General features: G+C 46.3%; 6 protein-coding genes. 2 read left to right on the forward strand and 4 right to left on the reverse strand.

The annotated features are described in order from the left end of the window. Positions 1-177: 177 nt before the first annotated feature. Positions 178-2,094 carry a M48 family metallopeptidase gene (locus tag F6J99_RS39105; RefSeq protein ID WP_293121452.1) on the reverse strand — a complete coding sequence of 639 codons (1,917 nt, stop codon included), beginning with the start codon at positions 2,092-2,094 and terminating at the stop codon, positions 178-180. Between the two features lie 212 nt (positions 2,095-2,306). Between F6J99_RS39105 and F6J99_RS39110 the strand changes: the two genes are divergently transcribed. Next, positions 2,307-3,227, forward strand: a complete 921-nt coding sequence (locus F6J99_RS39110; RefSeq protein ID WP_293121454.1) for an NAD(+) kinase — start codon at positions 2,307-2,309, stop codon at positions 3,225-3,227. 770 nt (positions 3,228-3,997) lie between these two features. Then, positions 3,998-4,855: a DUF4231 domain-containing protein gene (locus F6J99_RS39115; protein ID WP_293121456.1), complete on the forward strand. Its 858-nt coding sequence runs from the start codon at positions 3,998-4,000 to the stop codon at positions 4,853-4,855. Between the two features lie 343 nt (positions 4,856-5,198). Here the strand turns inward: F6J99_RS39115 and F6J99_RS39120 are convergent, their stop codons facing one another. Genes F6J99_RS39120 through F6J99_RS39130 form a run of 3 tightly spaced genes read right to left on the reverse strand, consistent with a single transcriptional unit; the run spans position 5,199 to position 6,777 of the window. Next, positions 5,199-6,275 carry an ABC transporter ATP-binding protein gene (locus tag F6J99_RS39120; RefSeq protein ID WP_293121458.1) on the reverse strand — a complete coding sequence of 359 codons (1,077 nt, stop codon included), beginning with the start codon at positions 6,273-6,275 and terminating at the stop codon, positions 5,199-5,201. Then, positions 6,272-6,460, reverse strand: coding sequence for a hypothetical protein (locus tag F6J99_RS39125; RefSeq protein ID WP_293121460.1), 189 nt, complete (start codon positions 6,458-6,460; stop codon positions 6,272-6,274). Before F6J99_RS39125 ends, F6J99_RS39120 begins: the two co-directional genes overlap by 4 nt. A 47-nt stretch (positions 6,461-6,507) precedes the next feature. Further along, positions 6,508-6,777 (reverse strand): Asr1405/Asl0597 family protein, encoded by a 270-nt coding sequence (locus F6J99_RS39130; RefSeq protein ID WP_293121462.1) that lies wholly within the window; start codon positions 6,775-6,777, stop codon positions 6,508-6,510. Between the last annotated feature and the right edge of the window lie 247 nt (positions 6,778-7,024).

The raw sequence follows: 7,024 nt of genomic DNA on the forward strand, positions 1-7,024 counted from the left end.
TCAAGATGCCAGTTCCACGCAAGATGCCCATTCCACCCACCGGGTTAAAGGGAGCTAGTTACTCATCTCCCCATCTCCCCATCGCCCCATCTCCCCATCTCCCGATCTCCCCATCTCCCCATCTCCCGATCTCCCCATCTCCCCATCTCCCCATCTCCCCATCTCCTCATACTAACATTAATTAGTAATTAACGTTTGATTAACAAGAGTCTGATAAATTGGCGAAATTGCCGTTTTTCGCAGTGCTTTTTTCAAGGATTTATTTGTACTATTCAAAATAGTGATCCAGGTCTGACCAGGACATTCTAATTCATCCGCAAGACGGTCAATCAGTTGTTGGTCTTTACTAGAGCTATTCGACTCCAAAAAATGACGCTGACGGCTGACACCGAGGATGTAATAGGGATTGTCTGGAAATATTAGCACTATTTTGCGCACTAAATAAGCTTCTTTAATCTCAGGGTAACCAGCAAGTTGTTGTTGTAAGGCAGCTTCTACATCAGCTGATAGTCCGTGGGGTTGAAAGCGATCGCCGTGACTGAAACCAGAGCGCTCTTCGTGTGCCAGGGTGATTAATTCATGATGTTTGGCAGCTCTTTGACGATATCGGTCTGCTTCTGCGTCACGTCCTTGGCGTCTTAGAAACCCATAAATTGATTGAGTGCCACTCAAGACACTATCTGGGTCTCGTGCCATCGCCTGCTCCAGATAATCGATACCAGCTTCATTATCTTGTGCGATTAAGATTTGCCCTAGTAAATAATTGGCGGATACATGGTCAGCTTGCCTGGTCAGTACTGATTTTAATAACGGGATTGCTTCTTGGGTGCCGACTAAATCTAATGTCCAACGAGCCCGATGCCAGGCTTCCTCAACAGTGAGCGGAGAGTGGGCAGCTTTTGCCTCTAAAGCTTCCAAGGATTGGCGTATCGCCTGAGCCTGGGTATAGTTTTGTCGCCATTGGTAATTGATAGTAATATGCCATTGACGCTCCAACTCTTGAGTCAGGGGTAGTAACGCTTTACCCAAAAACTCTTCAGCCGCTGTTACTTTCACGAGTATGGGTAAGCTAGGCGGTGGGTTGAAGGGATATTTCAAGGCTTTTAGCCGTTCCAACAGACAAGGATGGGTATCGGCATGATGGGTTTGAGACATCAACGCTGACCTAATCCACTGTTGTTGCTGATTGGGTTCAATGGGACTCGACAATGCCTTAGCTAAATCTTGCAAAGGGGTTTGTGGAGGATTGGGTTGATGCTGGGCTTTCTGATAAATGTCATTCCAGAAAGATTGTTCCAAGTACTGAGCTTTGACCTGAACACTCAGCAGCGCTTCCGCAACGTGCTGACTACCTGCTAACTCCGCAGCACAGCGGTCAGCTTCGTATTCATTAGCACGGGCAAGTACGAAAGAATAGGCATTGAAAAAAGGGGAATACCAATTAAAAAAGCCATGAAACAGCACTGTGGCTCCGGCATGTTGACTTTTTTGCAATTGTTGCCAAATCTGCTCCCACGTTCGACGCAGTCGATAAATCCAGCCTGCAAAGGAACTGTGCTTGCCAGATAAATGTCCCAATTCATGGGCAAGGACGGCTCGAAATTGTCTAGGAGAAAGGGCTTGGAGTAAAGGCAGTCCTAAAATTAAGTAGTTTTCTTGCCATCCCAGTAAGCCCAGACGAGGAATCTGGACTACTGCTGCATTAAATTCGCTGGTCAGGAGAACATGGTGAAAGGAAGGAGCTTTTAGAGCTTTGGTCAACTCATCAATCAAGGCAAACAGCTTTGGCACTTGCTGGCGCTTTAGTTTTAATCCCTGGGGTGGTGGAAAACTCACCCATAGCGATCGCATAATCATCCAGGCTGGCACCAGCAAAACGATGATTAGTTGAACCATCCCACGATTGATCCGACCACTGTAGTAAATCAACAGTACTACCAGTCCGAGGACTCCTAACAATCCTGCTAAGACCAGAAAAATGTAGGCATAACCCAGTGCAGCTAGAAGTCCTACACGCAGCTTATAATTATCGGGATATCGTTGGGCATAATCTTCGAGTTTCTTGACTAAGGTATCAAAGTCTTCGTTTGTCATGGGTTAATCTCCTATTGACTAAGCCTGTTTGACCCAGTCTCTAGTTATAGTTAGCCCAAGTTGGTAGTCTTCTTGATCAAGAAAAGCCTTTTTGACAATTAAATTTATTTAACAATTGAATTATTTACCCAATTTCCCCGCAAAGATCAGGTAATGCTTAAGCCAACACTCTAGAATAACAGTGAACACTAGGGGTAAGCCAGAACAGTAACGTGCAGCTAAAGCAAGTCATTATTATTCACAAAGCTGGAGACTCTCAAGGAAAACGTTGCGCAGAAAAATGTGCTCGGGAGTTGGAAGCACGCCAGTGCAGGGTTCTGATCGGACCAAGTGGCGCGAAAGATAATCCCTACCCAGTTTTTTTAGCTTCTGCCACCGAAGCCATTGATTTGGCAGTGGTTCTGGGGGGGGATGGAACAGTATTGGCAGCCGCAAGACATCTGGCTCCGGAAGGCATACCAATTTTGGCAATAAATGTTGGAGGTCATCTGGGATTTTTGACCGAACCCATCGAAGAATTTAAAGACACTGAGCAAGTTTGGGACCGACTATTAGAAGACCGCTATGCAGTTCAGCGGCGGATGATGTTACAGGGAGCTGTGTTTGGGGGAAACCGCACTGACATTACACCAGTTAGCGATCGCTTTTTCGCACTAAATGAAATGTGTGTCAAACCTGCCTCTGCCGATCGGATGATTACCTCAATTTTGGAAATGGAAATTGATGGAGAAATAGTCGATCAATACCAAGGGGATGGACTAATTGTTGGCACTCCCACTGGTTCCACTGGCTATACTGTTTCTGCGAATGGTCCAATTTTGCACGACTCCCTCGAAGCGATCGCAGTGGCACCCATTTGTCCGATGAGCCTTTCTAGTCGTCCTTTCGTACTCCCCTCTGGCTCTGTTGTCAGTATCTGGCCCTTGGGGGATTATGAGCTAAACACTAAACTCTGGATGGATGGTGTGCTCGCAACGTCTATTTGGCCTGGACAACGGGTGGACGTGCGCAGAGCAGATTGTCAGGCCAAGTTCATTATCTTACGGGAACAGTATTCCTATTACCAGACCTTAAGGAATAAGCTTCAGTGGGCTGGTACTAGAGTTACCTACAGTAACAACCACCGCAATTGAGTCACCTGGTTAGTTAATGGGGAGATGGGGAGATGGGGAGATGGGGAGATGGGGAGATTGGGGGCAGATAAAGTAGGGTAGGAAGTTGCTAGTGGTGCTTTAGGGGGGTCTCGCCGTCATTTTCAACCTCGAGCGCCAGGGTTGGGAAAGGCTGCCCCGTAACGCACCACTGGGTCAAACAGCAAAATTTCAAAAGCGATGCAGCGCGGTCTTGGGAAGGCAGCGCCGCCAAAGGGGGTCCCCCCGGAGACGAAACCTGATTACGTTGAGCCTTTATGGTTGGTAGGCTATGCAGAAAAGGGTTAAAACTTATTGATTAGCGTGATTTGGGCGGTCTTGGGAAGGCAGCGCCGCCAAAGGGGGTTCCCCCGGAGACGAAACCTGATTACGTTGAGCCTTTATGGTTGGTCGGCTATGCAGAAAAGGGGTAAAACTTATTGATTAGCGTGATTTGGGCGGTCTTGGGGGTTTCCCCCATGAGCGACTGCATCAAGACAAGGCGAGCCTGTCTTACGGTAACTTCTAACCATGAGCGACTGCCGTGGTTTCCCCCATGAGCGACTGCATCAAGACAAGGCGAGCCTGTCTTACGGTAACTTCAAACCATGAGCGACTGCCGTGGTTTCCCCCATGAGCGACTGCATCAAGAAAAAATCATAACGGAGGGTGAACGGTGGGATTTCTGAGTACTCTACCAATCAGCAATACCCACTTGCTAGAATTGACTGGAGACAATTCTGTCCATTAACTTTATTAACAATTAGATAAAAATGACGAATTTGGAAGCAACGCAAGTTGACGGAATTCCAGAGACTAAAATTCCTAAGACAATAGAGCAAATCTCTTCTTCATCAATTTCAAAACCTTCAGTTTTAATAAGCCTAGGTTCTTATTTATTCCTGGCTGCTGGGGTTGGGGTCGGAATTGCCTCTCTTTTTATCTCACACCGTCAAATATTGCTAATCGTTAGCGCTGCTTGTTTTGCCGTTTTTATATTTCTGTTTCTAATTAATAAACAATTGTGGCAAGACTATAAAGAAGCTAATCATGAGTTTCAACTGCTCAAAAAATCTAAACTGTGTAGTGGGCTCTGGTGCGGTAATAATTCCACGGAGAATAATCCCATAACTCTAGCAATAGAAAAAGCTCTAAACTATAGTCAGGAGTTGATTGACGATTATAAAAAAACCCGCAAGACCTCCCGAAATGCTTACTATGTTGCCCAAATGTTAACCATTATTTTATCGGGAATAACACCAATTTTAGTCTTGCTAGACAAATTAGAAACTGGTTCTGCATTACTAAAGTGGCTCCCGGTAATATTTCCAGCTGTTGCATCTATTGTTGCTAGTGTCTCTACTTCCTTTCCGTTTCAAGAAAATTGGATTGCTGCCAACACTACTGTAGAATTGTTAGAGGCGGAACAGGAAAAATTTGTCTTGGGAGTTACTCCAGCTTATCGCTTTTCTGATTCATCCGATGGCCCGCGACGTCAACAACAATCACAAAAGGCCATAGAACATTATATTGTTCAGGTGAATAAGATTCATCTCAAGCAAGTCCAATCCTCTAATGGCAATGACTCAGGGTCTAATGGCAATCAGTCAGGAGAGAATAAACAGGATTAACTCCATCTGTTTAATTGAGATCTTGACCTGTCAAGGTAGGGAATCGGGAATCGGGAATCGGGAATCGGGAATCGGGAATCGGGAACGCGGAACAGTGATAAGATTCGATTATTTCAGTACTAAAATTGATTGTTATTACTTCTGTAAGGGAACAGGGAACGGAGAACAGGCAACAGTGATAAGATTTGATGCTTTCAGTTTGTTATAGCGTTTTCCCTACTTATGAGGTACATTCAATGTCAGCCCCATGGAAACCGCAAGCCTTGCTCCCCACACTCCCTACTCCCTACTCCCTACTCCCTACTCCCTACTCCCTATTCCCTATTCCCTATTCCCTGTTCCCTCAGGCAAATATCGGTACTGATGGGTCAGCTACAGACACTCGCACCCGCTTTCCTACTGGTAACTGAGTGCTAAGGTTGGTGCGAGCGTGGAGTTTTGTGCCGGAAGCGGTTTGTAAACAGTAGCGGTATTCACGACCTAGGAAATGTCGGTCTTGAATCACTACGGTGGAGTTATCATCAGGGTTGAGAAGAACATTTTCTTCCCGAAGCATCAGCTCCCCTTCCTCCAGCTGATCCAGTTTAGTATTAAGTATGGAGTCATTGACTCTGATCGCAAACGAGCCTACTTCTGTTTCCCATAGGTCTCCTCTACGTTGGGCTGGTAAAAAGTTGGCTTGGGTGACGAATTCTGCTACAAAGCGAGAGCTGGGATTGGTATAGATTTCTTCTGGTGTCCCCAATTGCTCTAATCGACCAGAACGCATGACTCCCACTTGGTCGGAAATCGATAAGGCTTCTTCTTGGTCATGGGTGACAAAAATAGCAGAGGTGCCGGTTTCTTTGAGAATAGCTCGCACTTCCTGACGCAACCGCAGACGCACTTGGACATCCAGATTGCTGAGGGGTTCATCCAATAGAATTAATTTAGGTTGCGGGGCTAAGGCACGGGCTAGGGCTACTCGCTGCTGCTGACCACCAGAGAGTTCGTGGGGATAACGTTTGCCCATGCCAGCTAATCCGACTAATGCGATCGCATCTTCGGTATTACCCTTGACACACACACCACTCTTCTGTTTCCGATTCTGCTTAAGCCCAAACGCCACATTCTCTGCCACCGTCAGGTGAGGAAATAGAGCATAGTCTTGAAAGACCATACCAGTATTGCGCTGTTCTGGTGGTAACCAATACCCTGGCCCAGTCACTTTCCGTCCTGCCAATACCACTAGTCCCGCTTGGGGTCGCTCAAACCCAGCTACAATCCGCAGTAAAGTCGTTTTGCCACAGCCAGATGGCCCCACTAATCCCAGTAAATCCCCTTCATACAGGGTAAACGACACATTCCCCACTGCTGGCTCAGTGGTTTGCTCAAAGTGTTTAGTAATCCCTTCTAAATGTAGAATTGCTGGTTTTATCATGAATGGATAGTAACGGTTAGTTTTTTTAGGTTATCGCAGTTGTGAATTGAGGGAGCAGGGAACAGGGAACAGGGAACACGGAACAGTGCGTAGGGTGCGTTAGGGAAGGGCTCGGACTCATTTTCTGCCTCGTCGTCAGCCTTGGGATAGCCCGCCCCGTAACGCACCACTGGGCCAAACACCATACATTGAGATGCACCCCACACCCTACACCCTACACCCTACACACTCCCTAAAGTCTCTCCTTGCGCCTTTTGCTAGGAAGCCGCCAGCAATCATCGAGCCAGGATATTAACTCCTGGCGCGGAAGGGTTAGCTGTCTGAGGATACTCCAAATTTGAATCAAAGCCGTGACATTATCGATTTCAGCTTTCAAGGGCTGGTCAGTCTTACAGTGACAGGGAATCTCTAGCTCTTGCAAGCGCCGATAGACTTGCCATCGGTCTCCCCACTTGATCTCAATCACCTGACTGGCCTCTGATTCAGATATAGATGGATCCATAATCAATAATGAAATAATTTTTTATTAAAAGCTGGAAGCAAGCTGCCTTAGTTAAGAGAATATTTAAGCAGCTAAGACTTAGTTATTGCTAATCCTCCTAGACTAGTTTAGTCTATGTAGGGGTCAAATGCTAAGCTTTCTCAACTAATTTACAAAAAAAATATTATGTCAACAGTTGCCAGTGGCACAATAGCACTGGAAGACCTAGAGATGGCGTGATTAGGAGATGGAAAGATCTAGGGAAAGG

Source organism: Moorena sp. SIO4G3, assembly GCF_010692305.1.
GTDB classification, from domain to species: domain Bacteria; phylum Cyanobacteriota; class Cyanobacteriia; order Cyanobacteriales; family Coleofasciculaceae; genus Moorena; species Moorena producens_A.